This is a genomic window from Sphingobium sp. LSP13-1-1.1, assembly GCF_040676415.1.
Taxonomy (GTDB): Bacteria; Pseudomonadota; Alphaproteobacteria; order Sphingomonadales; family Sphingomonadaceae; genus Sphingobium.
The window spans coordinates 217272-242711 of sequence record NZ_JBEGHU010000045.1 but is presented as its reverse complement, the minus strand read 5'-3'; the positions used below and the strand labels follow the sequence as shown (position 1 = coordinate 242711).

Here is a 25440-nt window from a genome sequence, read left to right as displayed (position 1 = left end):
ATCGGACGCTCTTCCCGCAAAGAGAGGAATGCCGATGAACCGACTAGCCCGCGCCGCCCTGCTGCTGACCGGCCTGTCCCTGCCGCTGCTTCCCCTCGCCGCCCAGCATGCCCAGCATCAGGCGAATGATCCGATCACCGCTGCCGTTGCCTCGTCCAGCCGCACGCCCGCCAACGTCGCCCGCGACATCTATCGCCATCCGGCCGAAACGCTCGCCTTTTTCGGCGTGAAACCGGGCCAGACGGTGGTCGAATATGCGCCCAGCGGCGGTTGGTACACGGAGATATTGGCGCCCCTGCTGCGCGAGAAGGGCAAATTCTACGCGCTTCAGCCGACCGGCCGCTACCTGGACAGGTACAAGGCGTTCCTTGCGGCAAAGCCCGCCGTCTATGACAAGGTTCAGCTGGTGCCCTTCCCTGACCAGACCAGCCTCGTTCCGGCCGGCAGCGTCGACACGCTGCTGACCTTCCGCAACGTCCACAATATGGTGATGAACGGAACCGAAGCAGCGACGTTCAAGGCCTTTTTCAACCTGCTGAAGCCGGGCGGCACGCTGGGCATCGTCGACCATCGCCTGCCCGAAACGCGCGATGTCGCGATGGAGAAGACGAGCGGATATCTCAAGGTTTCGACCATCCGCCATCTCGCCGAGGCCGCCGGCTTCCAATATGTCGGATCGTCGGAGGTCAACGCCAATCCCAGGGACAGCGCGGATTGGGAAAAGGGCGTGTGGACGCTCCCGCCGACCCTGAGCAATGGAGAGGTCGACAGGGCGAAATATCTCGCCATCGGCGAAAGCGACAGGATGACGCTCAAATTTCGCAAGCCGATGAAGTAGCGTCTCGCCCTGTACGGGGATAGTAGTTGCGCGCCGCATCTTCCCGGTTAAGGGGAAAAACGTGCCGCCCGCTTCCCCTTCCTGCCGTCCGCATCGTCCGTTCACGGCCATTGGCCTGCGACTGATAGCGGTCATCTGCCTGTCGATCATGTCGGTGACGATCAGGCTGGCCGACAGGCACGGCGTCCATTTGGTCGAATCGCTGTTCTACCGGCAGGCGCTGGCCTTGCCTGTGGTGTTCGTCTGGATTGCCACGACGACAGGCATCGGATCGATCCGCACGCGGCGCATCGGCGTTCATGCCACGCGCATGGCGATCGGCATGACCGGCATGGCGCTCAATTTTCTCTCCTATATCCTGCTGCTGCCGGCGGAAGCGGCCACCATCGGTTTCACCATGCCGATCTTCGGCACCATATTGTCCGCGCTGATCCTGCGCGAGGCGACGGGCATCCACAGGTGGAGCGCCGTTCTGGCCGGCTTTGTCGGTGTTCTCATCATGGTCCGGCCAGACGCCGGCCATTTCCCCGCCATCGGCGTGGCGGTCGCACTTGGCGGCGCGTTCATCACCGCCAGCGTCAGCCTGATCCTGCGCGAATTGGGGCGAACGGAAAGCGCCGGGGTGATCGTCTTCTGGTTCACTCTGCTGTCCCTGCCGCCATTGGGCGTGGCCATGCTGTTCTATGGTCAGGCGCATGATGCCGTCACCTGGGGACTGCTGCTGCTGATCGGCGTAGCGGGCGGGATCGCGCAAATCTGCATGACGGCCGCCCTGCGCCAGGCGCCGGTTTCGGTGGTGCTGCCGATGGACTACAGTGCGATCATCTGGACGACGCTGCTCAGTTGGGCGATCTGGGGCAATTGGCCGATGGTGACGACCTGGGTGGGCGCGGCGCTGATCATCGGAAGCGGCCTGTACATCGCCTGGCGGGAACATGTCCGCGCCAGGCGCATGGCTCCAGCCTAGAGCAGTTCCGCGTCCAGGCTGATTTCCGCCTTCAGCAGCTTGGACACCGGACAATTGGCCTTCGCTACGGCCGCCAGTTCCTGAAAACGGGCATCGTCCACGCCGGCTATGCTCGCCTTCAGGCTCAACCTGCTCGCCGTGATGGCAAAGCCGCCATCCTGCTGTTCCAGCGTCACGACGGCATTGGTCTCCATCTTCTCCGCGGTCAGTCCAGCTTCGCCCAGAATCAGCGACAGGGCCATGGTGAAGCAGGAGGCATGCGCAGCCGCGATCAATTCCTCCGGATTGCTGCCCGGCACGCCCTCGAACCGCGTCGCAAAGCCATAGGGATAGGCGTCAAGCGCGCCACTCTGGGTCGAGATCGCACCCTTCCCATCCTTCAGCCCGCCGCTCCATACCGCCGATCCGCTGCGATTGATCTTCATGATCGTCCTCCTGTCTGCCTGCCGAGCTCGGGGAACCCTGCCGGTCCCCCTGGGTTCGGTCACCATAGCGCGATTTTTTCGCAGGAGAGTGACAATGTCTGACATGGCGAGGGAAAATCATGGCGACCTGATCGCATCCGACCGGGTCGAGGGCACCACAGTCTATAACCGCCAGGGCGACCGGCTGGGCCATATCTCCAAATTCATGGTGGACAAGCGCAGCGGGCAGGTGCGCTATGCGGTCCTGTCTTTCGGCGGCTTTCTGGGCATGGGCACCGACCATTATCCGCTGCCCTGGTCGATGCTCAGCTACGACACGGACAGGGGCGGCTATGTAGTGGATCTCGCCCGGGACATATTGGACCAGGCGCCCCGGCATCTGCCCGACGAACGGCCGGATTACGACGACACCTATGGCCGCAGCGTGTTCCATTATTATGGGCTGATCTACCCCTGGTGAGGAACATTCGGGCAGCGTCCCGCCGCGCAAAGGAGGTAGCCGACGACGCCTTTGGCTAGATGAACGTCAGATGAATCGGGTTGCCTAGATTCCGACACATTTTGTCGCTTCCCCATTGTCTACTGGATAAATAGAATTATCTCTCCCTCGACAATAGGACGAGGATCTCACCATGGAGCGATTCGGACATTCGGGAGACGCGCGCCAGCCGGTCGTGCTGACCATTCCCGGCCTCAACAATAGCGGGCCTGGCCATTGGCAGACACTATGGGAAAAGACGCGGGGCGATTGCGAGCGCGTCGACCTGGGTAGCTGGGCCAGCCCCAGCCGCAACAGCTGGGTCACGCGGCTGGATGCCGCGATCCGGGCGGCGAACGGCCCGATCATCCTGGCCGCGCACAGCCTGGGCTGCCTTGCGGTCGCCTGGTGGGGCGCCCTGCAGAGCCAGGCCTATGGCTGGCCCGTGACAGGCGCGTTGCTGGTGGCGCCGCCGGATTGTGACCGGATGGAAACGCCCGAGACGATCGGCGGCTTCGGCCCCACACCGCGCGCGCAATTGCCCTTTCCATCGGTCGTCGTGGCGAGCCGCAACGATCCCTATATCTTCTTCGAACGCGCCCACAGCATCGGCAAGAACTGGGGCAGCAGCTTTGTCGACGCGGGCTTTTGCGGCCATATCAATGCGGATTCGGGTCTGGGCGAATGGCGCTTCGGCCAGGCGCTTCTCGACAAGCTGATCGACAATGCGCATGAGCAGGCCTCTGCAATGCGCCAGTTAAGGCCCGCCATCCCGCTCGCTCATCAGGAGCGACGATTGGCGGCATTGCGGGTCAACGGCTGAACTTTCTTCCAGGGCGCGACAAGGGAAACTTGAGCGCCCCTTATATTTGCTTTTTTGTCTATCGATACAGTTGAGATAAAGAGCAGCCAAGAGGTATTTATGAGTGAAAACCGATCGATCGAATTCGCCCGCAACGGCCACGGCGATGGGCAGCGCCACGACATAGCGGTCAGCATCGAAAGGGTGCGCAGCGTATTGGAGGCCCTTCGCTTCGGATCTGTCACGCTGACCGTCCATGATGCACGGGTGGTGCAGATCGACGTGACGGAAAAGACGCGCCTTACCGCCTGAAGCAAAGCGGGGGCGCAAGACTACAGGGTTGCTGAAAAAGGCCCGCCAAAGGGCTGAACAACAGGTGGCAAGGGGTGGGCCACATTTTCCATTCCCAGACCAGGGGCTTTGAGCGGATCACCGCAGAGGCCGCGATCAACATTCACCGGACATCCGGAAGGGGAATCATCATGATTGCGCGTTATCTGTTGCTCGCCAGCGTGGCGGGCGCATCCATCATCGCGTCCAGCGCACAAGCGCAGGATGCGTCTCAAACCTCTCCGCAATCCGCGGCGGACAGCGCAGAACAGGCATCCAGCGCCCGCGGCGAAGTGATCATCGTCACCGCCCGACGCCGCGCCGAAACCGCGCAGGAGGTGCCGCTGGCGATCTCCGTCGTGCGCGGCGACAGCATCGAAGCGACCGGCAACTTCAACGTCGTGAAGCTTCAGCAACTCGCCCCGACGCTCCAGGTCTACACCACCAACCCGCGCAACACCTCCGTCAACATCCGTGGCCTGGGCGTACCGTTCGGCCTTACCAGTGACGGGTTCGAACAGGGCGTGGGCATCTATGTCGACGACGTCTACAACTCGCGCGTCGCCGCCGCGACTTTCGACTTTCTCGACGTCAACCAGGTCGAAGTGCTGCGCGGCCCCCAGGGCACGCTCTACGGCAAGAACACGACCGCCGGCGCGATCAACATCACGACCAACCAGCCGACTTTCAATTTCGAGGGCCGCGCCGAACTCAGCGTTGGCAATCTGGGCCTCAAGCAGGCGAAAGCCGCCGTTTCGGGACCGCTGTCGGACACCATCGCCGCGCGCATCGCGATCGCCTCGACCAGCCGCCGCGGCACGATCTACAATGTGACGTCGGACCGCTGGATCAATGAGCAGGACAATCTGGGCATTCGCGGCCAGCTGCTGTTCCAGCCGAACGATGACTTCAGCCTGACCCTGTCAGGCGATTACAGCCGGCAGAACCCGGAATGCTGCGGCACCGTCTTCGTGCGCGTCGGCACGACGCAGCGCCCGCTCACCCGCCAATATGACGCGCTCGCCGCCGCGCAGGGCTATGTGGTCCCCAGCCGCAATCCCTATGACCGCTTGACCGACCTTGATTCGGAACTGAACGCGGGCAACAAGATCGGCGGCGTCTCGGCCCGCATCAAATGGAATGTCGGCCCCGGCACGCTGACGTCGGTCACCGCCTGGCGCTTCTGGGACTGGAAGCCTGCGAACGACCGCGACTTCACCGGCCTGCCGATTGTCTCGCTGTCGCAGAACCCGTCGCAGCAGGACCAGTATAGCCAGGAATTCCGCTATAATTACGAAAGCAGGAAGATCGACTTCGTCGTCGGCCTGTTCGGCTTCAAGCAGCGGATCGATACGCAGGGTACGGAACAGCAGGGCGCTGCAGCCAGCAAGTGGAACCTCACGGGTGCGAATGCGAACAACCCGAGCATTCTGCAGGGGTTGACCGCAACCAACACGCAATGGCTGAAGAGCGAAAGCGCGGCGCTGTTTGGCCAGCTTAGCTGGAAAGTCACCGATGCCCTGACCATTCAGCCGGGCGCGCGCCTCAACTATGACAAGAAGTCGGGCTTCTATCAGCGGGTCGTGACCACCGGTACGGGTGCGGTCATCACCAGCTGCGCTCCCTCGGCAACGGCCGGCAATCCGGTGCTGACCGCCCAATGCGGCATCTACCAGCCGCAGGTCAGCGCACCTTCCGACAGCGCCTGGAACTTCACCTACGACTTCAACGTCAACTACAAGATCGCGCCCGACATCCTGGCCTATGCGACCTATGCCAAGAGCTTCAAGACGCTGGGCATCAATCAGAACGGCCTGCCGCTCAATTCCGACAACACCGTCAACTATGCCGCCGGCACGGTGAAGCCGGAATCGGTCAATCATTTCGAAGTGGGCCTCAAGACCCAGTTCTGGAACCGTCGCGCGACCTTCAACCTCACCGCCTTCCGCACCGAGATCAAGGATTTCCAGGCGACGGTGAATGGCGGACAGTTCGGCACGACGCGCGGCTATCTCGCCAATGCGGACAAGGTCCGGTCGCAGGGTATCGAGGCCGACTTCAAGATCGTCGCCAGCGACCGCTTCACCGCTTATGCGAACGGCGCCTATACCGACGCCAAATATGTGAAGTTCTGCAACGCGCCGCCGCCTCCGGAACTGGCTGGCGGATCAAGCACTGGCATTGTGGTGACCGGCCGTTGCTCCTACACCGGCACGCCTGGCCCCGCCGCTACGGCCAGCCAGGTCAGCCCGCCCTTCGTCGACATTTCCGGCGAGCGTCTGCCCGGCGTGTCGAAATGGGCCTTCTCCTACGGCGCGGAATATAATATTCCGCTGACGTTGCTCGACAAGGACGGCCAGCTCTATGTCGGCGTGGACGGCAACTATCGTTCACACTGGAACTCCAACGCCACGCCGTCGATCTATACGGAGGTGAAGGGCTACGCCCTCACCAACTTCCGCGCCGGCTTCCGGGGTGACGGCTTCGATGTCTTCGGCTGGGTCCGAAACGCCTTCGACGTCAACTATATCGACAATCTTCAGGTAGCCCCCGGCAACACCGGCCTTATCGCCGGCACGCCCGGCGACCCCCGGACCTGGGGCGGAACGATCAAATTTTCCTTCTGAACTTCTAGACACTCAAGCGAGGTTCACCCCCTGCGGGAGCGACACGGCCCTGTCGCTCCCGTATTTTTGGGTGGTGCTCCTGTGAAGACATGGGCGATTTCCGGTCAGCTGGCATCATCTGACGGTCGGGAAATCGGCATGGAAGGAAACAAGAGAGCGATCGGCCTCATCCAATCAGATCGAAAAACCCCACTTATGCCAAATATGTGGCATGATTTGCGCCCCGCGCCCCGCTGCGTTACAGCGCAGCCATGTCCACGACCTTCACGCTCGACACGTCGACCAGCCGCGCCAATCCGACGCCCGCGCCGATGAAGCGCCTGACGGTGCCCGCCATCCAGCGCCGCAAGTTCGAAGGGAAGACGCAGGAACCGCTGGTGATGCTCACCGCCTACACCGCGCGGCAGGCGCAACTGCTCGACTCGCATTGCGACATGCTGCTGGTGGGTGATTCGCTGGGGCAGGTGATCTATGGCCTCCCCTCCACCCTGCCCGTCACGCTCGACATGATGATCGCCCATGGCGCCGCCGTGGTGCGCGGCAGCTATCACAGCGTCGTGCTGGTCGACATGCCCTTCGGCAGCTACGAAGCCTCCCCGCAACAGGCCTTTGCCAGCGCCAGCCGCGTCATGGCGGAAACTGGTTGCGCGGCCGTCAAGCTGGAGGGCGGGGTCGCCATGGCGGAAACCATCAGCTTCCTCAGCCAGCGCGGCATTCCGGTCATGGCGCATATCGGCCTCACCCCGCAGGCGGTAAACGCGCTGGGCGGCTATGGCGCGCGCGGCAAGAGCCAGGAAGAGCATGCGAAGATCATCGCCGACGCCCGCGCCGTGGCGCAGGCCGGCGCCTTCGCCATGGTGCTGGAGGGCGTGATGGAAGACATCGCCATCACCGTCACCGACAGCGTCGACGTGCCAGTGATCGGCATCGGCGCTTCGGCCCATTGCGACGGGCAGGTGCTGGTGGCGGAGGACATGCTGGGCATGTTCGATCGCGTGCCCCGCTTCGTGAAGCGCTATGAAAATATCGCGGAAACCATCGAAAAGGCCGCTGCCCAATATGCGGCGGATGTCCGAAACCGGCACTTTCCAACCGAAGATCAGGTCTATCGGCCCAAAAAGTGATTTGCGCGAAGCAATAGCGCCGCTAATGATCGCGCCTTCCGCCTGCCTTTTCTGATGAATTTCTGGAGACCCAAGTGGCCCTGACGCCGCAAAACAGCGAAGCCTTTATGCGCGAGGTCGACGAGGCCGTCCGGCAGGACCAGTTGCTGACCTTCTGGCAGCGCTTTGGCCGCTGGATCGTCGCGGCGGTGATCATCGGCCTCGCTGCCTTCGGCGGCTGGCTCTATTGGCAGCATTATACCAGGACGCAATCGCAGGCGGTGTCCGAGGAAATGGACAAGGTGATCGCTACCGCCGTCGGCGGCGGCACCCCCGATGCGAAGGAACTGGACAAGCTCACCCAGGCGAGCCAGCCCGGCTTTCGCGCCTCCGCTCTGCTGGTGAAGGCGGGCACCGCCGCGCGCAAGGGCGACAGCAAGGCTGCGATCGCCGCCTATAAGGCGATGGCCGATGACAGTTCGCTCGACCAGCCCTATCGCGACCTCGCCCTCATCCGTCAGACCACGCTCGAATATGAAAGCCTGGCTCCGCAACAGGTGATCGACCGGCTGAAGCCCCTCGCCGTGGAGGGCGCGCCCTGGTTCGGCAGCGCCGGGGAACTGGTCGCCATCGCTTATATGAAGATGCGCAAGCCCGATCTTGCCGGGCCGCTGTTCGCCGCCATGGCGAAGGACAGGAACGTGCCCCAGTCGATCCGTTCACGCGCGCGACAGATGGCGGGCTTATTGGGTGTGGACGCAGTCGAAACGCCGGTTGTGGCCGGACAGGAATGATTGGGCGCATGGGAATGCACAGCATGACGAAATTTTCTGGCGCCAGCCGCGCCCTGACCGTTGCCATGATGATCGCCCTGCTCGCAGGTTGCGGCATTGTTGGCGGCAAGAAGGGCGGGCCCAAGACCCCCGTGGTCGGCAAGCGCACCTCGATCCTCAGCAATGAACAGGGGGTGGAGGTCGACCCGACGCTGGCCGACGTGCCAGTGACCCTGCCCGAACCCTATGTGAACGATCAATGGTCGCAGCCGGGCGGCAGCCCCGCCAAGACCATGGGCAATCTGGCGCTCGGGGCGTCCCCCTCGCAAGCCTGGACCACCTCCATCGCCGGCAGCACGCCCCAGGCCCGCCTGGCGTCCAGTCCGGTGGTCGTGGGCAGCAAGCTCTATGTGATCGACGCTGACGCGCGGGTAATCGCCTTCGACGCGAACAGCGGCGCGAAGCTCTGGCAAACCGCCCTCCCTGCCGAAGGCAGCGGCCGCGCCCTGTTCGGCGGCGGCGTCAGCGTGGTGGACGGAAAGCTCTATGCCAGCACCGGCGTCGGCGATGTCGCCGCGATGGATGCGAATACAGGCGCTGTCCTGTGGAAGAAGCGCCCCGGCGGCCCGCTGCGGGGCGCGCCAACGCTCGCCAACGGCCATGTCTATGTGATGGGCCAGGACAATCAGATCTTCGCCCTTAACCAGAGCGATGGCGAAGTGCAGTGGACGGACAGCGGCACGCTGCAGGTCACCGGCATTTTCGGTGTCGCCGCTCCGGCCGCCGCACAGGGCACGGTGATCGCGGGCTACAGTTCGGGCGAACTCACCGCCTATCGTTATGAAAATGGCCGGACGCTGTGGGGCGATGCGCTTTCGCGCACCAGCATTTCCACGGCCGTCGCCACTCTCACCGACATTGATGCTGATCCGGTTATCGATCGCGGCCGGGTGTTCGCCATTGGTCAGGGCGGCCGCATGGCGAGCTATGAACTAGTGAGCGGCCAGCGGCTTTGGGAAATCAACATCGCCGGCATCTCGACGCCTGCGGTCGTGGGCGAATGGGTGTTCGCGGTGACCAGCGACGCCAAATTGCTCTGCGTCGCCCGCGCCACCGGCAAGATCCGCTGGATCAGCCAGCTTCGCCGCTGGCAGAAGGAAAAGAAGAAGGACAAGGCCATCCGCTGGAGCGGACCGGTGCTGGCTGGCGGCCGCCTGATCCTGGTATCGACCCATGGCGACCTCAACTATGTCGATCCGACGACCGGCAAGGTCCAGGCCGAAGTCGACCTGAAGAAATCCATGTCGCTGTCGCCGGTCGTCGCGAACAACACGCTTTATATCCTGGCGGACGATGGAAAGCTGACGGCGTTTCGCTGACGCCATCGATAATGCTAGATAACCGTGCTCCTGCGGAGACGGGAGCCCAGTTCCAACGCCTGGACTGGGCTCACGTCTCCGCAGGAGCACTCATAGTTTAAAGGAACAGGGCCTCTCATGCTGCCCACCATTGCCATTGTCGGGCGGCCCAATGTGGGCAAGTCCACCCTTTTCAACCGGCTCGTCGGCAAGAAGCTGGCGCTGGTCGACGACCAGCCCGGCGTGACCCGCGACCGGCGAGAGGGGCAGGCCAACCTGCTCGGTATCGATTTCACGATCATCGACACCGCCGGTTATGAGGATGAAGATCCGCAGACGCTGCCCGGCCGGATGCGCATGCAGACCCAGGCGGCGGTGGAAAATGCCGACGTCGCGCTGTTCGTCGTGGACGCCCGCGCAGGCGTGACTCCGCTGGACGAGGAAATCGCCCGCTGGCTGCGCGAAGGCGACGCGCCCGTCGTGCTGATGGCCAACAAGGCAGAGGGCAAGGCGGGCGACGACGGCGTAATGGAAGCGTTCAGCCTGGGCCTGGGCGATCCCATCCCCTTTTCCGCCGAACATGGTCAGGGCATGGCCGACCTTTTCCAGGCTCTCCTGCCCTATATCGACCGCGAGGAAGAGGAGGAGGAGGCCGAACCCGATGAAGCCGACATCGAATCCGCACCGCTCAAACTGGCCATTGTCGGCCGCCCCAACGCGGGCAAGTCGACCCTCATCAATCGCCTGCTGGGCGAAAACCGCCTGCTGACCGGCCCGGAAGCGGGCATCACCCGCGACAGCATCGCGGTCGATTGGAAATGGACCAGCGCCGACGGCCAGGAACGCCCGGTCCGCCTGATCGACACCGCCGGCATGCGCAAGCGCGCCAAGGTGCAGGACAAGCTGGAAAAGCTGGCGGTTTCGGACGGCCTGAACGCTGTGAACTTCGCCGAAGTGGTGGTGCTTTTGCTGGACTCCACCCGCGGGCTGGAGGCGCAGGACCTGCGCATCGCGGACAAGGTGATCGAGGAAGGCCGCGCCCTCGTCATTGCCCTCAATAAATGGGATACGGTGGAAAACGGCTCGGCGCTCTATCAGGGCATCAAGCAGGCGTTATCCGACGGCCTCGCGCAGATACGCGGCGTACCGATCATGACCGTCTCAGCCTCCACCGGCAAGGGACTGGACGATCTCATCCGCGTCGCCTTCGAAACACGCACCGCCTGGTCGCAGCGCGTGTCGACCGGAATCCTCAACCGCTGGTTCGAACGCGCGCTGGAGGCCAATCCGCCCCCTGCTCCCGGCGGAAAGCGGATCAAGCTTCGCTACATCACCCAGAACAAGACCCGCCCGCCGACCTTCGTGCTGTTCGGCACCCGGCTGGATGAGCTGCCGGAAAGCTATCGCCGCTACCTCGTCAACGGCATCCGCAAGGAACTCGGCTTTGGCGCCGTGCCGGTGCGCCTGACGCTGCGCAGCGCCAAAAATCCCTATGCCAGCAAGTGAGACCGTGCATATCGATGCCAGGGGGATGAAATGCCCCTGGCCCGCCCTGCGCGTGGCAAGGGCGATGCGTTCGGGACATGCGGTCACGGTGGAGGCCGACGATCCGATCGCGCCGGCGGAACTGGAGGCTTTGGCGCGGCAGCAGGGCTGGCAATTCACCGCCACTGGTGCCTCGCTTTTCGAGATTTCCAGATCGCCATGACGCCCGTGGGACGGCACTGGATTATATGGGGCTTTCGATCTTTCGCGACTTAACCCCCTATTTACGCTCTTCTTCTATGCTGCCCCCGGCAAGGCAGGGAGTGTCAGGGTGTCATATCAAGAGGCCGAACTGGTCAATTGGACGGATTTTGCCAAATCCCGTTCGGAGTTGGGCACCGCCTTCCTCCGTATCCTGGGCTATTTCCGCGAGGATGGCGAAAAGGCGATAAGCGCGATCGAAGAGGCATTTCGCGCCCGCAACGCCGCTGCACTGGTCACCCCGGCGCACACGCTGAAGGGCGAGTCGGGCCAATTCGGCGCCTATCGACTGAGCGTCCTGGCCGAGAAGATAGAGATGGTCGCTCGCCGCTGCGTCGAGAGCCGGGAAGGGCCCGATGAACTGATCGAGGACGTGGTTGCGCTGCGCCCTTGTTTCACCGAGACGATGGCGCTGCTCGACCGCGACGCAAATCCACTCGTCGCGCGCCGCCCGCAGGGCTTTGGCAGACGCGTCGACAGTCCCGCCCCCGGATTCGGCCGCGCCGCGGGTTGATTGCGCGGTCAGGCAGGCGCAGGCGCCGGACCATGCGTGGAGCGATTTCCACTCGGATCGCATCATCTGACGGTCAAGAAATGGCGGCACCACAAGGATAGGGTGGTCGTTCTGGTCCAATCGGATCGAAAACCGCTCCGGGCGTCCGCCCCCATTAGGTATTGAAATAAAACGGGTCATGTCCCCATATGCTGGCCATGACCCGTTTTTCCGTATTGGACCTCGTCCCCGTCAACGAAGGCAGCACTGCCGGTGAAGCGCTGGACCGCGCCGCTGCCTTTGCCATCCATGCCGAAACCCTCGGGTTCCACCGCTACTGGGTGGCGGAACATCATGGCATGCCGGGCATCGCCTCCGCCGCGACCGCCGTGGTGCTGGCGCATATCGGACGGGCCACCAGCCACATTCGAATCGGTGCGGGCGGCATCATGCTGCCCAATCATGCACCATTGCTGATCGCTGAGCAGTTCGGCACGCTCGCCGCACTCTTCCTGGGCCGCGTCGACCTCGGCCTAGGACGCGCTCCCGGCTCCGACCAGCGCGTGGCGCAGGCGATGCGACGAACGCTGAGCGGCGGACCCGACGAATTCCCGCGCGATGTGATGGAATTGCAGGCCTATTTCGCCGGCGACGCGCGCCTCGGCTTCCGGGCAACGCCTGGCGCAGGAGAGGATGTGCCGCTCTGGATCCTCGGCTCCAGCCTCTACGGCGCGCAACTGGCCGCCGCGCTTGGCCTGCCCTACGCCTTCGCCTCGCACTTCGCGCCCGGCGCGCTGGACGAGGCCATCGCCATCTACCGCCGTGATTTTCAGCCCTCGGCGCAGCTTGAACATCCTTATGTGATGGCGGGCTACAATGTCTTCGCCGCCGATACGATGGACGAAGCCAGGCTGATCGCAACATCCATGCAGCAGGCCTTTGTTCGACTGCGCACCGGGCAGCCGGGCAAGCTACAACCGCCCGTTCCCGGCTATTATGAAAGCCTGCCCCCGCAGGCGCAGGCGATGCTAGCCGATGTATTGAGCGCTTCGACCATCGGCACCCAAGCCGATGTGGAGCGCGACCTGGCGGCCTTCATCCGCCGCACTCAGGTGGATGAAATCATCATCGGCGGCCAGATTCACGATCTGGCTGCACGCAAGCGCAGTCTGGAGATCGCCATGGCAGCCGGTCAGGCGGCGTCAGACAGACATCAGCCGGCCCCCGCTCAATAGCTTCGCCAACCCTGGTGCGGCGCGGCTGAGCATGGATCCAAGCATCACCACGACCAACAGCACCAACAGCGGCTGAACCAGCAGATAGGCCGGATAGAAGGGCGATCCCAGCTTTCCGAACAGTTGACCCAACACCGGCCCTCCCAGCCAGATCAGAATGAGGTGTGAGCAGAACAGGAAGAAGGCGAACGGCTCGATTCGCAGCAACATTCCCCGTGCCGCGCTGGCCGCCAGCGACCAGGCCAATCGCCAGAAGAACAGCGCAGCCGCGATCCGCACCATCATGTCAAGCACGCCCGTCCCGATGCCCGGTGGCAAGACGCCCGGATGCAAGGACATATAAAGCTGTGCCGTCATCAACAGCGCAAAGGGCGGCGCCGCAACGATCCAGGGCAGCGCCGACATCCGGCTTGCCAGCCCCTCGCGCCGTGCGATGATGCCCATGGTGAAGAAGAACAGGATCGACGCTCGCATCAGCACTGGCGGTCCCCAGCCCATGATCTGGCACAGCGCCGCCATCGCCGCGACCATGGCCAGCGCCCAGCCGGGCAGGCGAACGAGCAGGGGGGCCGCAAGCATGCACAGGAACAGGTCGCGCAAAAACGGCATCTGCACATTGATGTCGGGATTGCGGCTGACGATGAACAGTTCCTGGAACATCCAGTCGCCGGACGAAGGCACTGGCGCCGACAGGCCCAGCACCCAGGCCGCACCCGACACAAGCAGGATCGCCAGCGCATTCCACAGGATCATCGGCAGCAGGATTGTCCGCGCCTTGCGCCCGACATGACGCAGCCAGTCATGCGTTCGCGACGATCCCGCGACCAGCCAGCCAGAAATCAATCCCAGCAAAGGTACGGCGCTGCGCCCGAAAACCTCCATCAGGCCCCAGCGCAAGCTGTCCTGTGGCGTCCCCCGCAGGCTTTCCAGATCGTGCCCGTTAAGGCCTGTCCATGCATGTACATAGACCACGCCCAGAATACAGATCACCCGCGCGATGGAAATCGCATCGGATTGCCGCGCCACGTCGGTCATCGGCATCCGCGACACAGGATATCCCCGACTTTCGGTCAATGTTTCAACAGCCAAGCCTGACACGCATTTCCTCTGACCAACACGGCGCCAGACTGGCCGCACCAACAACATGGGCAGGCGATAAGCAGAATCTTTACCGGTCGCCGGTTAAATCGATCCAACGTGCCGGAATCCCGTCCGGTCGAGGGAAAAGCAGGTTCATGACCCAGATGCACGGTGCAGACCATTTTGCCGGCGCGCAGCCGCATGTCTTCCAGGCTCCTGTCGATGCCATGGGAATGGTTTTCCAGATCGCCGGATCCAGTTCGCAACTGATCATCGAAGCTGCCCGCATTGCGTCACTGGCGCATGATCCCGACCCTTCGCTCGCCATGGCGGGGCAGGTCGGCAGCCAGGTCAAGATGCGCGTTGGCCCCGTCTGGCTGATCGCCAGCGTCCGCGCCATGGCGATGGACCGGCAGGACAGCAACAGCATCATTGTCGACATCGATTTTCTGGGCGAAGGCGATGAAGAGAAGCTGACGGGGCGGATCTACCGCTTCCGCCGCGGCGTGACCCGCTATCCGACGCCGGGGACGGAGGTCTATCCGGTGTCGAGCGCGGACATGCAGCAGATCTATTCCGCCGACGACCGGCCCCATGTGCAGATCGGCACCGTTTATCCCACGTCCGACACCCGCGCTGCGCTCTATGTCGATTCGATGCTGGGCAAGCATTTCGCCCTGCTGGGTTCGACCGGCACCGGCAAATCGACCAGCGCCGCACTGATCCTGCACCGCATCTGCGACCTGTCGCCGCAGGGCCATATCGTGATGATCGACCCCCATGGCGAATATGGCGCCGCCTTCCAGCAGAATGGCGCGGTCTACGACGTCAACAACCTCGCCCTGCCCTATTGGCTGATGAATTTCGAGGAGCATTGCGAGGTGTTCGTCACCTCGGAAGGCTCCGAGCGGACGGTGGATTGCGACATCCTCGCCAAATGCCTGCTTGCCGCGCGGTCGAAAAACCGGCTGGCGGAGAGCATTGGCCGGCTGACCGTCGACTCACCTGTGCCCTATATGCTGTCGGATCTCACCAACATCCTTCAGAACGAGATGGGGAAGCTGGACAAGGGCACCGGATCGCTGCCCTATATGCGGCTGAAGACCAAGATCGACGAGATCAGGAGCGATCCACGCTACAGCTTCATGTTCTCCGGCATGCTGGTCGCGGATTCGATGCAGGAATTCCTTGCCAAGATCTTCCGCCTGCCCTCCGGCGGCAAGCCGATCTCGATCATAGACGTGTCGTCCATGCCGTCCGACATCACCTCCGTGGTGGTGTCGGTGCTGTCGCGGCTGGTGTTCGACTATGCGCTGTGGGCGCGGGACGAGCCACAGCGCCCGATCCTGCTCGTCTGCGAGGAAGCCCATCGCTACATCCCCAGCAGCACCAGCGGCAGCGGGCAGGCCGTTCGCCGCATCCTGGAACGGATCGCAAAGGAAGGCCGTAAATATGGCGTGTCGCTGGGCCTTATCACCCAACGTCCGTCGGACCTTGCGGAAGGCGTGCTGTCGCAATGCGGCACGATCATCTCCATGCGCCTCAACAATGACCGCGACCAGGCATTTGTGAAGGCTGCCATGCCGGAAGGCGCGCGCGGCTTCCTCGATTCCATCCCCGCGCTGCGCAACCGGGAAGCGATCATCTGCGGCGAAGGCGTCGCCGTGCCGATCCGCGTGGCGCTGGACAATCTGGAGGAAGCACGTCGTCCCGCTTCGGGCGATCCGAGCTTTACGGAACTCTGGCGTCAGTCGGGCGGAGAAGCGGAGATACTGGCGCGCACCATCACGCGCTGGCGCAGCCAGGGGCGATAGGCTTCTATCCCGCCGGGACGACCCGCCCGGCTGGTTCGCTCTCCGCCTGGACGCTTTCGCGGCACTCTTCCTGGTTCACGGGAACGAGCAGCTTCGCCTTCCGCCAGCCACCCTGCAGATAGACCAGCCCGGCAAGCAGGAAGGCAGCAGCCGAACCCGCAGGAAAACTCAGCCACAGGGCATCCGCACCCAGATGCGGATAGCCCAGATGGTAGAAGCCCAGCCGCACTGCGAAGAGAGTGAACACAAGGATCAGCAACGGCCGCACCACCACGCCGTTGGCCCGCATCACGCCGAACAGGATCATCGTGCCGCCGAACAGCATGAAGCTCCAGCTCGCCAGAAGCTGCATGTGCCAGGCAGCGGCGATCGCTGCCTCATTCTGTCCCAGGAAAAGCGACAGCAACGGCGCGTGGAACAGCAGGATGACAGCGACCATCGTGCCGGTGATCAGAAACAGATAGCCCATGCCATAGCCGGTGATGCGGCCGATCCGATCCCATCGGCCAGCGCCGATATTCTGCGCCGCCATGGCGCTGACCGCCGCGCCCATCGCCATGGCTGGCATCTGGAGATAGGTCCAGATCTGCTGGGCCGCGCCATAGGCCGCAGTGACAAGGAACCCCTCGCGATTGACGAGGCCGATCATCACCAGTCCCGACGTGGACATGACGATCATCTGCAATCCCATGGGCAGCCCCTTGCCGAACAGAAGCCGCATCTGGTCCGGCGCCGGGCGCAGATATGCCAGTTCCCGCCCGCGCAGCCGCAGCGGCAGATCCTTCGCATAGGTGTAGAGGATGATGCCGATAAGGCTGATCACGCCCGCCGCCGCCGTGGCAGCCGCCGAACCGCCGATTCCCATGGCCGGAATCGGGCCAAGACCCAGGATCAACACGGGGTTGAGGACCAGATCGACACCGACGCTCACGAGCATGAAGATCAACGGCGTTCGCGCATCGCCCGTTCCGCGCAGGCCCATCATCATCATGACGCTCAGCAGGGAAGCGGGCATGGCGACGAAGATCACCCGCAAATAGATGAGCGCAAGGTCGAACGCCTCCGCCGGGGTCGCCAGCAGCCTCAACAAGGCCGGCGCGCCGATCCATCCGGCGGTCGCTACGACCAGACCCAGCAGGGTGCAGAAACCAACAGCCGATCCGAAAGCCCTGCGCGCCGCGTCAAGATCGTTCCGCCCTACCGCCTGCGCAACCATCACCGTCGACGCCATGCCAAACCCGAACACGACGGAGAACATCAGGAACATGGTGATGTTCGCATTGGCGGTCGCCGCTAGCGCCTGCGCGCCCAGGAAACGGCCGACCCAAATGGCGTTGATCGATCCGTTCAGCGACTGGAGGATGTTGGACGCCAATGTCGGGATGGCGAACAGCAGCAACGCCGATGCAATCGGTCCTTGCGTCAGGTCTCTGGCCCGCTGTTCCCCTGCAACCATGAACCCTCCTGTCCCTTGCGGATGACAACTCGCACCATCTGGCTGACCCGGTGACTCCCGGTCAGATTCCTTCGCCGGTCAGGCGAGCCGTTCCAGCGCCGCCTTCAATCTTTCCGCCTCTGCCGCCTTTTCACCATGATCCTCGCGCGCCTTGGCCACCGCCTCGGGCTTGGCCTTCTCGACGAAGCTGGGATTGGAAAGACGCCCGGACAGCGAATCCCGTTCCTTCTCGGCCGCCGCCAAGGCCTTGGCGAGCCGCGCTTTCTCGGCGGCGATGTCGATCACGCCTTCCAGCGGCAGGATGAAGGTCGCCTCGTCCACCACGATCTGCGCCGCGCCGCCCGTGACGCTATCGCCAAAGGAGAGGCTTTCCACCCGGCCCAGACGCGCCAATGCGGCCCCCTGGCGATCGATGCGGCGGCGGGTTTCCTCGGCCGCGTCATGCACGACCACGCTGAGCTTCGCGCCGGGCGGCACGTTCAGTTCGGTGCGCGCCGTCCGCATCGCGCCGATCAGCCGGATAAGCCAATCGATCTCCCCCTGCGCCTCGCTGTCGACGGCATAGAGCGCCTGCGGCCAGCGGGCGACGATCAGTTCTGTTTCGCGGCTGCCGGTCAGATTCCATAACTCTTCGGTAATGAAGGGCATGAACGGATGCAGCATCACCAGGATCTGGTCGAACGCCCAACCCGCGACGGCGCGCGTTTCCTCGTCCATCGAGCCCTTGGTAAGCTCGATATACCAATCGCAAAACTGGTCCCAGACGAAGTGATAAATGGCGTTGGCCGCGGCGTCGAACCGCAGTTCGGACATGGCAGTGTCGATCGCCTGGACGGTCGCCACCGTCTCCGCGATGATCCAGCGATTGGCCGGGGCTTCCGCATGGGGTGCCTCATGGCTGGTCGATGCGGCGACGCCGTTGGCTTGCAGGAAACGCGCCGCGTTCCACAACTTCGTCGCGAAGTTGCGATAGCCCTCGACGCGCTTTTCATCCATCTTCACGTCGCGCCCCTGGCTTTCCATGGCCGCCATGAAGAAACGCAGCGCATCGGCGCCGAACCTGTCGATCAGGCCCAGCGGATCGACGACATTGCCCTTGGACTTGGACATTTTCTGCCCATCCGCGGCCCGCACCAGACCGTGAAGATAGAGCTTGCGCCACGGCACATCACCCATGAACTCCAGCCCCTGCATCGCCATGCGCGCATCCCAGAAGAACAGGATGTCGAAGCCGGAGATCAGCAGGTCATTGGGGTAATGGCGCTTGAGCGTCTCGGTCTCCTCTGGCCAGCCCAGCGTGCCAAAGGGCCAGAGCGCGGAGGAGAACCAGGTATCGAGCACGTCGGGATCGCGGACCAGCGCCTTGTTCCCGGCCATCGCCTGCGCTTCTGCTTCGCTCTCCGCGACATAGGGATTGCCGTCCTCGTCATACCAGGCGGGAATCTGATGTCCCCACCAGAGCTGGCGCGACACGCACCAGGGCTGGATATTCTCCATCCAGTTGAAGAAGGTCTTTTCCCATGTTCTGGGCACGATCTCGATCCGCCCGTCGCGCACTGCCTGCATCGGCGCGACCGCCAGCTTCTCCGCATCGACATACCATTGATCGGTCAACCACGGCTCGATCACCACGCCCGAACGGTCGCCAAAGGGCGTCTGGATGGTGCGCGGCTCTGCGTCGGAGAGGACTTCCTCGCCTTCCTTGTTCTTCGAAACATGCGGCACCAGCAGGCCGAGCGCCTTCATCTCCGCCACCACCAATTCGCGTGCGCCGTCAACGCCATCCTTCCGGAAGCGGTGCAGCCCCAGGAACCGATCCGGGATCAGCCCGTCGGCGGTCTGGGTCACATTGGCGTCGGCATCGAACATGTTGAGCATCTCGGCGGCGCGGAAGCCCGCCCGTCTGCCCACTTCGAAATCGTTGAAATCATGCCCCGGCGTGATCTTGACCGCGCCCGATCCGAGTTCAGGATCAGCATGCTCGTCGCCCACTATCCTGAAACGCCGGCCAGTGATCGGCTGGAGGATGTCCTTGCCGATGACGTCCCGGTAGCGGGGGTCGTCCGGATGAACCGCGACCGCCATGTCCGCCAGCATCGTTTCCGGCCTTGTCGTCGCGACCACGATATGGTCGACCCCGCTGGGGAGCTTGACCCCATCGGCGAGCGGATAGCGGAAGTGCCAGAAGCCGCCCTTCACCTCCTGCGTCTCAACCTCCAGGTCCGAAATCGCCGAGCGGAAGCGCGGATCCCAGTTCACCAGCCTCTTGTCGCGATACAGCAGGCCACGCCTGTGCAATTCCACGAACACCTTGATGACGGCTTTCGAAAAGCCCTCGTCCATGGTGAAGCGCTCATTGGCCCAATCCATGGAACAGCCCAGGCGGCGAAGCTGGCGCGTGATCGCACCGCCGCTTTCCGCCTTCCATTCCCACACCTTCTCGACGAACTGCTCGCGGGTGTAGTTGGTGCGCTTGTCCTGCTGCGCCTCCATCTGCCGTTCGACCACCATCTGCGTCGCGATGCCCGCATGGTCGGTCCCCACCACCCACAGCGCGTCCTTGCCGCGCAGCCGCTCGTAGCGGATGACGATGTCCTGCAAGGTGTTGTCGAGCGCATGGCCGATATGCAGGCTGCCCGTGACGTTCGGCGGCGGGTTGACGATGGTGAAGGGTTCAGCATCGGGCCGGGCCGGGCGGAACAGCCCCCGCTCCTCCCAATGGGCGTACCAGCGGGACTCGATTTCGGCGGGGTCGAAGGTCTTGGGCAATTCGGTCATAGGCTGGCCTTTACGCAAGGCGGCGGCGGCGTCAAATATCCGCTGCATCTTTCCTCCGTCCATGAGGCAAAAAAGCCGTGACCGCATCCCCAAAGCCGCTGACCATCGTACTGATCCCCGGCCTGATGAACGATGGCTGGGTCTGGCACGGCGTGATCGGCGCGCTGAGCCGCCTTGGCTCCATCCATATCGCCCGCACCGACGGCTGCGATTCTCTGGCTGCCATGGCCCGGAATATCGCGGACAGGGTCAGCGGTCAGATGGTGGTCATCGGCCACAGCATGGGCGGCCGGGTCGCGCTGGAGCTGGCGGACCAGGTGGCGGACCGCATGGTGGGACTGGCGCTGCTGGATACGGGCGCGGGCGGCCCCAAGGCGCATGAGGCGGAAGGGCGCCTGAAACTGGTCGATCTCGCCCGTAAAGAGGGCATGGGCAGCGTCGCGAAACAGTGGATGCCCCCAATGTTGGCGCCGCACCGGCTGGAGGATGTGGCGTTGATCGAGGGCATCACCGACATGCTACTGCGCGCCGACGCCGATATTTTCGCAGCCCAGCAGAAGGCTCTGCTCAACCGGCCGGATCGATTGGACCTGCTTGCGTCCATAAGCTGCCCCATCCTCGCGGTCACCGGCAGCGAGGACAATTGGGCTCCCCCGGCCCAACATCAGGAGATGGTCGACCGCGCCCCCCATGCCCGGCTGGAAGTGGTGGAGGGCGCTGGCCATATGCTGCCTGTCGAGGCGCCGGAGAAGCTGGCGGAGATACTGACCGGCTTCATCCGCGCTATCGCCTGATCCGCCCTAATTTGGAGCGCAGACCCATAGAAGTCTCACCGGTCCTGCTTCTTCGTCCACCGATCCAGCCAGCCCAGTGCCTCGTCATACCATTGCAGCGAGTTGCGCGGCTTCAGCACCCAGTGATTCTCGTCCGGGAAGATCAGCAGCTTTGACGGCACGTTTCGCCTCTGCAGCGCGGTGAAGGCCGCTAGTCCCTGCGTGTAGGGAATGCGGAAATCCTTTTCGCTGGTCACCACCAGCATCGGCGTCTTCCATTGGGTCACATGGTTGACCGGGTTCCATTTTTCGAACTCTTGCGGATTTTCATAATAGGGTCCGCCATGTTCCCATTCGTCGAACCACAATTCCTCGGTTTCATAAGCCATGGCACGGGCGTCGAACACGCCGTCATGCTGGACAATGCACTTGAAGCCGTCGGGCCAGTTCCCTTCGATCCAGTTCATCATGTAACCGCCATAGCTGGCGCCAAGTGCGCAGCCGTTTCCTGCGTCGACCTGCGCGTCCCGCGCCGCGGCGGCCGCCAGACCCAGTTTCAGGTCCTCCAGAGGCTTGCCGCCCCAATCCTTGTTGATGCTGTCGGTAAAGGCCTGCCCATAGCCCGTCGAACCATGGAAATCGACGATGACCGCTGCATAGCCATGGGAAGCGAACAGCTTGGGATTCCAGCGGTAGGACCAGCTGTCGTTGAAGCTGCCTTGCGGGCCGCCGTGGACGAGCAAGGCCACCGGCAGCTTGCCCCCAATCCCCTTCGGCTTCACGATCTGGCCCCAGACAATGTCGCCATTCGCGCCCCTGAAGCTGTATCGCTGCACCGACACATCGTCGACCCCGGCCAGCTTGTCCCCATTGACGCTGGTCAACCGAACGGCCCTGCCCTTGCCGCCCGGCATCTTCCAGAAATCGGCGGGCGACTGAATGCTGTCGAGCGTGTAGACGAAGCCGCCCTTGGGCAGCGGCAGGACGCTGCCCGCATGACCCGCCTGCGTCAGCCGCGTGACCTTGCCCGACGCGGCGTCCACGCGGAATACCGGATGGTCCAGCACATCATCGGCGGTAACCAGAATGCCCCTGCCATCGGCTTCCCACACAATGGACGCGACCGATCGGTCCCACGCCTCGGTCAGCGCCCTCGTCTCGCCCGTCGCGATGTCGCGCAGCATCAACACCTGCCGGTCACTCTCATAGCCTGGCCGCTTCATCGCGGCATAGGCAAGCCATTTTCCATCGGGCGACACCGCGGGCATGCTGTCCATCGCATCATTGGCGTCCGTCAGATCGACGGGTGCCGCGCGCCCGTCAGCGGGAACCGCGAAAATATCCATGTTGGTGGACAGGGATTCGATGCGCCCCGCCTCGCGCAGCGTGAAGAACAGAGTCTTGCCGTCGACGCTCCAGGCGATCTCTTCGGCACCGCCAAAGGGTTTGGACGGGCTGTCTCCGACCAGCGCACCCATGACCGACACGGCATTGCCGCCACCCAGCGGCATCACGAAGATCTGCGAGCGCTGCCCGTCCGCCCATGTATCCCAATGGCGCACGAACAACTGGTCATAGACGCGTCCCGTGCCAGCCGTGGGCGGGGGCGCGGCCTTTACATCGTCAAGGGTCTTCGCACCCACGGGCCGGTCTGCCCACAGCGCGACGCGATCACCCGCCGGACTGAGCAGGAACCCCGAAATCCCGCCGGGCGCCTTCGTCACCTGCTCGCTCTTACCGTCCTGGACGACGACCCGCCAAAGCTGGTCTTCCCCACTCCGGTTGGAGAGATAGTAGAGCGATCTGCCGTCCGTCGAAAAGGCTGGCGCGCTTTCATTCTTGTCCGGGAGGGAGGCAATCATGCGAGGCGCCGCACCCGCCTTGCTCAGGTCCAGCAGATACAGGTCCGTCCTTCCCCTGTTCCCTGCAAGATCGGTCGCTCGCAATTGATAGGCGAGCCATCGCCCGTCGCGGGAAAGCGCCGGCGCCGACACGCGACGCAGGTCGACCATATCGCCGGGCGTGAATGGCCGGGCAGAGGCTGGCGCGGCGATCCACGCCGCTTGAGCGAGAGCCAGAGCACCAAGTCCCGCTTGCAGAAGAGATTTCATCGATGACACCCTTGAACCGGATCGCGCCGCTTTTCGCGGCGGCGACGAAGCTATGAACAAGGGTGTAGGCAGCCGCCGGCTGGCTCGCAAGGATCAGTCACTGGTGCGTAATAAAATAACAAAGACCGAATGATCGCGGTCAGTTCAGCATGATTGCGGCGGAAGGCAAGCAACCGCACCTCGCAATGGCGCGAATCAGAGCGTCTCGACTCAGCGGCCCGTGATTCGGGCGATTTCCTTGGCGACCATGTCCTCGACCATCTGCGGCAAGCGCGCGTCCAGCCATTCCTTCAGCATCGGCTTCAGCATCGAACGCACCAGCCCATCCAGCGTATTGTCTTCGCCTTCCCTGGGCGTAACGAGCATGGATGACAGGGCGGACAGGGAATGCCGGGCCGCAACTTCGCTTTCGACGGACAGGATGGACGCATCCTCCTGCTCGGCAGCAGGCCGGGACGCGCGGGACGTTCGATGAGCAGGCATGGGTTCCTCCACAGCAACCTCGTCGGTCAGTTCCAGCACTTCGTCACCAGCTGGTTCGGACAGGGCCTCCGGCACGGAAACAGGCCGGACCTTCTGCGCGGCTTCTCCGCGTGCTCGGCGTGGCAGGGTCTGCACCGCTTCCTCGCCCTCTTCAGCGATGATCCGCTTGATGGACGAGAGGATGTCCTCCATCGAGGGTTCCTTGCTCATGTCGCCCATGGTTAACCCCTATTCCTGTCCCCGTTAACGCCATACCACCAAGGAACGCTCCTGAGGTTAAAATTGCGTTAAGGCTGCGCCAAACCGGGGTCCACATTGGCGTTTTGCGCCGGGGAGTCAACGGTCCGCGTCGATTGAACCTTTGGCGCTGGGTCGAAATCCCAATCGAACCATTTGCCCTTCACCCGGTCATAATTAACCATCGGGTCATAAAGCGTACCGGTTTCGAGGTTCAGGTCATCCGCCTCGGCATGGCCCATGGCAGCCAACAGGCTGAAGCCGGCGACATAGGCGTTGCGGCGCGCCGTCACCAGTTGAACCTTGGCGTTCACCGCTTCCTGCTCGGCATTCAAGATGTCCAATATGGTGCGGCTGCCGACGGAATTTTCCGCTCTCACGCCTTCCAGCGACAGGTTCGCCGCGTCCACCGCCTTCTGGTTGGACTGGATGCTCTCCAGCGACGCCTGCCAGCTTGCATAAGCCGAACGGGCCTGCGCGATCACGCCGCGCTCGACCTCGATCACCTGCTCCATAGCCTGCGATTCGAGCGCCTGGCGCTGCCGCACCTGCGCGGCCGGACGTCCGCCCTGGTAGAGTGGAATGCTAAGCTGTACGCCTGCCGAGGCCTGCTTGTTGATCTGCGATCCGTCGGCACTGTTCATGGCGCTCAGCGTATCAAGATAATTGGTGTAACCCGCCTGGGTGAAGGCGGAGAGCGTGGGCGATACCGCTGCCTTGGCAACATTGACATCGTAAGCCGTCGCTTCCCGATTCTTGGCGGCGGCCAGGATATCCGGATTGTCCTTCAGTGCGACCTGTACCGCGGCATCAGGGGACGCCGGCAGTCCCGGAAGCGCTGGCGGCGGCTGAAGATCGTCCGGCGCCTCGCCGACTAGCGCGATGTAATTTTCCCGGCTGGTGATCAGGTTCGCCTCGGCCGTCTGGAGGCTGGAGCGGGCCAGCGCCAATCGCGATTCGGACTGGGCGACATCCGTTCGGGTCACGTCCCCCACTTCGAAACGGTCGCCGGTCGCCTGGAGATTGACCTCCAGCGCCCTCACATTGGCCTGGTTGAGCGCGACCACGGCACTGTCGCGGATCACGTCCATATAGGCGGCAACCACGCGGGAAAAGACACTCGCCTCCGTCCCGCGAAGATCTGCCTGCCCTGCTGCCACGCGGGTCTTCGCCGCCTTCACGCCGTTACGCACGGCACCGCCGGAATAAAGCGGCACGGTCAACTGGGCATTCGCATCCACCGTCCGCTGCGGCGACGTGAAGCTGATCGTCGGCTTGAGAATGCTTTCCGTATAGGTCCCGGTCGCTCCAAGCGAGGGTCGCCCCGCCGCCTTCTGGATAGGCACGCCCTCATCGGTCGCCTGTTGCCCGGCACGCGCGCCGGTAAGCGTCGGGTTGGAGCGATAGGCCTTGGCCAGAGCCCCCTGCAGGGTCTCCGCATGAACCGTCCCGGCCATGGCAGAGGACACCGACAGCAACAGGATGAGGGCATTACGCCCCGAAAGCCAAGATCTTGCTGTCATGTCCCCCCCA

The 25440-nt window shown here is 63.4% G+C and carries 22 protein-coding genes; 15 read left to right on the top strand and 7 right to left on the bottom strand.

Annotated elements, in window-relative coordinates; all coding sequences use genetic code 11:
- The first annotated feature begins 34 nt into the window (after positions 1–34).
- Positions 35–838: a class I SAM-dependent methyltransferase gene (locus tag MRBLSP13_RS18320; RefSeq protein WP_363737228.1), complete on the top strand. Its 804-nt coding sequence runs from the start codon at positions 35–37 to the stop codon at positions 836–838.
- A 61-nt stretch (positions 839–899) separates the two neighbouring features.
- Positions 900–1805: a DMT family transporter gene (locus MRBLSP13_RS18315; RefSeq protein WP_363737229.1), complete on the top strand. Its 906-nt coding sequence runs from the start codon at positions 900–902 to the stop codon at positions 1803–1805.
- On the opposite strand, the gene MRBLSP13_RS18310 is transcribed toward MRBLSP13_RS18315, so the two are convergent.
- Entirely contained in the window at positions 1802–2230 is a 429-nt protein-coding gene (locus tag MRBLSP13_RS18310) for an OsmC family protein (RefSeq protein WP_133652899.1), read from the bottom strand. The genes MRBLSP13_RS18315 and MRBLSP13_RS18310 overlap by 4 nt on opposite strands.
- A 94-nt stretch (positions 2231–2324) precedes the next feature.
- On the opposite strand from MRBLSP13_RS18310, the gene MRBLSP13_RS18305 reads away from it, so the two are divergent.
- The 11 genes from MRBLSP13_RS18305 (at position 2325) to MRBLSP13_RS18255 (ending at position 13175) form a co-directional block, all read left to right on the top strand.
- Positions 2325–2690, top strand: a complete 366-nt coding sequence (locus MRBLSP13_RS18305) for a PRC-barrel domain-containing protein (RefSeq protein WP_363737230.1) — start codon at positions 2325–2327, stop codon at positions 2688–2690.
- Between the two features lie 172 nt (positions 2691–2862).
- Complete coding sequence (locus MRBLSP13_RS18300; RefSeq protein ID WP_363737231.1) at positions 2863–3531, top strand: RBBP9/YdeN family alpha/beta hydrolase; 669 nt, start codon at positions 2863–2865, stop codon at positions 3529–3531.
- Positions 3532–3630: 99 nt separating this feature from the next.
- The gene (locus tag MRBLSP13_RS18295) at positions 3631–3822 is read left to right on the top strand and encodes a YezD family protein (RefSeq protein ID WP_363737232.1); all 192 of its coding nucleotides are present in this window, start codon (positions 3631–3633) and stop codon (positions 3820–3822) included.
- Between the two features lie 170 nt (positions 3823–3992).
- Complete coding sequence (locus tag MRBLSP13_RS18290) at positions 3993–6467, top strand: TonB-dependent receptor (protein WP_363755952.1); 2475 nt, start codon at positions 3993–3995, stop codon at positions 6465–6467.
- Positions 6468–6718: 251 nt separating this feature from the next.
- On the top strand, positions 6719–7591 hold the full coding sequence (gene panB, locus MRBLSP13_RS18285) for a 3-methyl-2-oxobutanoate hydroxymethyltransferase (protein ID WP_363737234.1): 873 nt from the start codon (positions 6719–6721) through the stop codon (positions 7589–7591).
- A gap of 74 nt (positions 7592–7665) precedes the next feature.
- Positions 7666–8364, top strand: a complete 699-nt coding sequence (locus MRBLSP13_RS18280) for a tetratricopeptide repeat protein (RefSeq protein ID WP_363755950.1) — start codon at positions 7666–7668, stop codon at positions 8362–8364.
- A gap of 14 nt (positions 8365–8378) precedes the next feature.
- Positions 8379–9722, top strand: coding sequence for a PQQ-binding-like beta-propeller repeat protein (locus MRBLSP13_RS18275; protein ID WP_414714731.1), 1344 nt, complete (start codon positions 8379–8381; stop codon positions 9720–9722).
- Positions 9723–9839: 117 nt separating this feature from the next.
- Positions 9840–11207: a ribosome biogenesis GTPase Der gene (gene der, locus MRBLSP13_RS18270; RefSeq protein WP_363755948.1), complete on the top strand. Its 1368-nt coding sequence runs from the start codon at positions 9840–9842 to the stop codon at positions 11205–11207.
- Positions 11194–11409: a sulfurtransferase TusA family protein gene (locus MRBLSP13_RS18265; RefSeq protein ID WP_363737237.1), complete on the top strand. Its 216-nt coding sequence runs from the start codon at positions 11194–11196 to the stop codon at positions 11407–11409. The genes der and MRBLSP13_RS18265 overlap by 14 nt, the downstream gene beginning before the upstream one ends.
- A 108-nt stretch (positions 11410–11517) precedes the next feature.
- Positions 11518–11961 carry an Hpt domain-containing protein gene (locus tag MRBLSP13_RS18260; protein WP_133652889.1) on the top strand — a complete coding sequence of 148 codons (444 nt, stop codon included), beginning with the start codon at positions 11518–11520 and terminating at the stop codon, positions 11959–11961.
- A 197-nt stretch (positions 11962–12158) separates the two neighbouring features.
- Positions 12159–13175 carry an LLM class flavin-dependent oxidoreductase gene (locus tag MRBLSP13_RS18255; RefSeq protein ID WP_363737238.1) on the top strand — a complete coding sequence of 339 codons (1017 nt, stop codon included), beginning with the start codon at positions 12159–12161 and terminating at the stop codon, positions 13173–13175.
- Here the strand turns inward: MRBLSP13_RS18255 and MRBLSP13_RS18250 are convergent.
- On the bottom strand, positions 13143–14216 hold the full coding sequence (locus MRBLSP13_RS18250; protein WP_363737442.1) for an acyltransferase family protein: 1074 nt from the start codon (positions 14214–14216) through the stop codon (positions 13143–13145). The two genes, MRBLSP13_RS18255 and MRBLSP13_RS18250, sit on opposite strands and share 33 nt — an antisense overlap.
- A gap of 194 nt (positions 14217–14410) precedes the next feature.
- Between MRBLSP13_RS18250 and MRBLSP13_RS18245 the strand changes: the two genes are divergently transcribed.
- The gene (locus MRBLSP13_RS18245; RefSeq protein WP_363755946.1) at positions 14411–16069 is read left to right on the top strand and encodes an ATP-binding protein; all 1659 of its coding nucleotides are present in this window, start codon (positions 14411–14413) and stop codon (positions 16067–16069) included.
- A gap of 4 nt (positions 16070–16073) precedes the next feature.
- Here the strand turns inward: MRBLSP13_RS18245 and MRBLSP13_RS18240 are convergent, their stop codons facing one another.
- Positions 16074–17525 (bottom strand): MATE family efflux transporter, encoded by a 1452-nt coding sequence (locus MRBLSP13_RS18240; protein WP_363737240.1) that lies wholly within the window; start codon positions 17523–17525, stop codon positions 16074–16076.
- Between the two features lie 78 nt (positions 17526–17603).
- On the bottom strand, positions 17604–20303 hold the full coding sequence (locus MRBLSP13_RS18235; RefSeq protein ID WP_363737241.1) for a valine--tRNA ligase: 2700 nt from the start codon (positions 20301–20303) through the stop codon (positions 17604–17606).
- Between the two features lie 77 nt (positions 20304–20380).
- On the opposite strand from MRBLSP13_RS18235, the gene MRBLSP13_RS18230 reads away from it, so the two are divergent.
- Positions 20381–21097 carry an alpha/beta fold hydrolase gene (locus MRBLSP13_RS18230; RefSeq protein ID WP_363737242.1) on the top strand — a complete coding sequence of 239 codons (717 nt, stop codon included), beginning with the start codon at positions 20381–20383 and terminating at the stop codon, positions 21095–21097.
- Positions 21098–21132: 35 nt separating this feature from the next.
- Here MRBLSP13_RS18230 and MRBLSP13_RS18225 read toward each other — a convergent pair whose 3' ends face one another.
- From MRBLSP13_RS18225 to MRBLSP13_RS18215, 3 genes are all read right to left on the bottom strand, one after another.
- Entirely contained in the window at positions 21133–23187 is a 2055-nt protein-coding gene (locus MRBLSP13_RS18225; protein WP_363755944.1) for a S9 family peptidase, read from the bottom strand.
- Between the two features lie 210 nt (positions 23188–23397).
- Positions 23398–23889, bottom strand: a complete 492-nt coding sequence (locus MRBLSP13_RS18220) for a DUF2497 domain-containing protein (RefSeq protein ID WP_363755942.1) — start codon at positions 23887–23889, stop codon at positions 23398–23400.
- A 68-nt stretch (positions 23890–23957) separates the two neighbouring features.
- On the bottom strand, positions 23958–25430 hold the full coding sequence (locus tag MRBLSP13_RS18215; RefSeq protein WP_363755940.1) for a TolC family outer membrane protein: 1473 nt from the start codon (positions 25428–25430) through the stop codon (positions 23958–23960).
- Positions 25431–25440: the final 10 nt, after the last annotated feature.